This is a genomic window from Hydrogenophaga sp., from assembly GCF_018780385.1.
Lineage (GTDB): Bacteria > Pseudomonadota > Gammaproteobacteria > Burkholderiales > Burkholderiaceae_C > Hydrogenophaga.
On record NZ_JADMJO010000121.1, the window covers coordinates 1 to 2,426 of the forward strand.

At 64.8% G+C, this 2,426-nt stretch carries 3 protein-coding genes; all 3 read right to left on the bottom strand.

Going from position 1 to position 2,426, the window contains the following annotated elements:
• Positions 1-667: sulfate ABC transporter permease subunit CysW (gene cysW, locus IV113_RS23790; protein ID WP_291090543.1), on the bottom strand; the 667-nt coding region annotated here is incomplete at its 3' end.
• Positions 664-1,560 carry a sulfate ABC transporter permease subunit CysT gene (gene cysT / locus IV113_RS23795; protein ID WP_291090546.1) on the bottom strand — a complete coding sequence of 299 codons (897 nt, stop codon included), beginning with the start codon at positions 1,558-1,560 and terminating at the stop codon, positions 664-666. The genes cysT and cysW, both read right to left, overlap by 4 nt.
• Positions 1,561-2,426 (bottom strand): sulfate ABC transporter substrate-binding protein (locus IV113_RS23800; protein WP_291090549.1); only part of this gene is annotated, 866 nt, incomplete at its 5' end.

The following is a 2,426-nucleotide window of genomic DNA, read 5'->3' on the forward strand; positions in this document are numbered from 1 at the left end:
CCGCGCCGAACTCGCCCATGGCCCGCGCGTTGCACAGGATCACGCCGTAGATCAGGCCCCACTTGATGTTGGGCAGGGTCACGTACCAGAAGGTCTGCCAGCCGCTGGCGCCCAGCACCTGCGCGGCCTGCTCCTCGTCGTTGCCCTGCGCCTGCATCAGCGGAATGAGTTCGCGCGCGATGAAGGGGAAGGTGACGAAGATGGTGGCCAGGATGATGCCGGGCACGGCAAAGATGATCTTGATGTCGTGCTCGGCCAGCCACGGGCCGAACCAGCCCTGCGCGCCGAACACCAGCACGTAGATCAGGCCCGCGACCACCGGCGAGACCGAGAACGGCAGGTCGATCAGCGTGGTGAGAAAGGACTTGCCGCGGAACTCGTACTTGGCCACGGCCCAGGCCGCGGCCACGCCGAACACCAGGTTCAGCGGCACGGCGACCAGCGCGGTGATGAAGGTCAGGCGGATGGCCGACCAGGCGTCGGGGTCCTTCAGCGCTTCCCAGTAGGCGTCCCAGCCCTTGCGCAGGGCCTCGGTGAACACGGCGGCCAGGGGCAGCACCAGGAAGAGGAACATGAAGACCAGCGCGATGCCGATCAGCGTGTAGCGCACCCAGGGTGCTTCAGTGGTGCCTTTGCGCGTGGTGCGAGGTGAATTGACGGCGCTCATTGCAGATTGCCTCCGGAGCGCTTGCGTTGCCAGGTTTGCAAGGCGTTGATGAGCAGCAGCAACACGAAGGAGATCGCCAGCATGACGGTGGCCACCGCAGTGGCACCCGCGTAGTCGTACTGCTCGAGCTTGCTGATGATGATGAGTGGCGTGATCTCGGACACCATGGGCATGTTGCCGGCGATGAAGATGACCGAGCCGTATTCACCGACCGCGCGCGCGAAGGCCATGGCAAAGCCGGTGAGCAGGGCGGGCGCGATGCTCGGAAAGATCACGCGGCTGAAGGTCTGCCAGCGCGTGGCGCCCAGGCAGGTGGCGGCTTCCTCGAGTTCCTTCTCGGTGTCTTCGAGCACCGGCTGCACCGTGCGCACCACGAAGGGCAGGCCGATGAAGATGAGCGCGATCACCACGCCGTTGGGGTTGAAGGCGAGTTGCAGGCCCAGCGGTTCGGTGTACTGCCCGATCCAGCCATTGCCGGCCAGCAGCGCGGTGAGCGAGATGCCGGCAACGGCGGTGGGCAGCGCGAACGGCAGGTCCACCAGCGCGTCGATGATCTTCTTGCCCGGAAAGCTGTAGCGCACCAGCACCCAGGCCACCAGCAGGCCGAAGAAGGCGTTGACCAGCGCGGCGATCAGCGAGGCGCCGAAGGTGAGCCTGTAGGAAGCCAGCACACGCGGCGCGGTCACGGCTTCCCAGAACTGCGGCCAGGTGAGGGTGAAGGTCTTGAAAATCAGCGCCGAGAGCGGGACCAGCACGATCAGGCTCAGGTAGAAGACCGTGAAGCCCAGCGTGATGTTGAAACCCGGCAACACGCGGCGCGTGGCGCGGCGGGGCAGGGGAACTCCGTGCGGGGCAGTGGCGCCACCCAGCACGGCAGAAGGAGCGACAGCCATTTATTTGCCGACGGTGTAGATTTTGTCGAACTGACCACCGTCGTTGAAGTGCACTTTTTGTGCTTCGGCCAGTGACCCGAAGTAGTCGCCGACGTTGAACAGCTTGATGGGCTTGAACGCGGTGGCGTACTTCTTGAGCACGGCTTCATTGCGCGGCCGGATGTTGTGCTTGGCCGCGATCTCCTGGCCTTCGGGGCTGTAGAGAAAGTCGAGGTAGGCCTTGGCTTCGGCGGCAGAGCCCTTCTTGTTCACCGTGCGTTCGACGATGGCAACCGGGTTCTCCGCCACGATGGACGCGCTCGGGTGGATGGCATCGACCTTGCCGGCGCCGAACTCGGTGTCGACCGACACGACCTCGGATTCGAAAGTGATCAGCACGTCGCCGATGTTGCGTTGCAGGAAGACGCCCGTGGCATCACGGCCGCCGCGCGCCAGCACCGGCACGTTCTTGTAGAGCTTGCCGACGAATTCAGCGGCTTGCTCGTCGGTTCCGCCCTTGGCGCGGACGTGGCCCCAGGCTGCCAGATAGGCGTAGCGGCCGTTACCGCCGGTCTTCGGGTTGACCACCACCACCTGCACGCCGGGCTTGATCAGGTCGTCCCAGTCCTTGATGTTCTTGGGGTTGCCATTGCGCACCAGGAACAGCATGGTGGACGTGGTGGGCGATGCGTTGTTGGGGAATCGCTTCGCCCAATCGGCCGCGACCACGCCCTTGTCGGCGAGGAACTGCACATCGGTCGTGGTGTTGAAGGTCACCACATCGGCTTCCAGGCCGTCGGCCACGGCACGCGCCTGCGCACTCGACCCGGCATGCGACTGGTCGACCTTGATGTCCTTGCCGGTGGACTTCTTGTAGCTCGCGGCGA

Coding starts and splice junctions, on each gene's coding strand:
- cysT (WP_291090546.1), bottom strand. CDS start 1,560: ATGGCTGTCGCTCCTTCTGCCGTGCTGGGTGGCGCCACTGCCCCGCAC.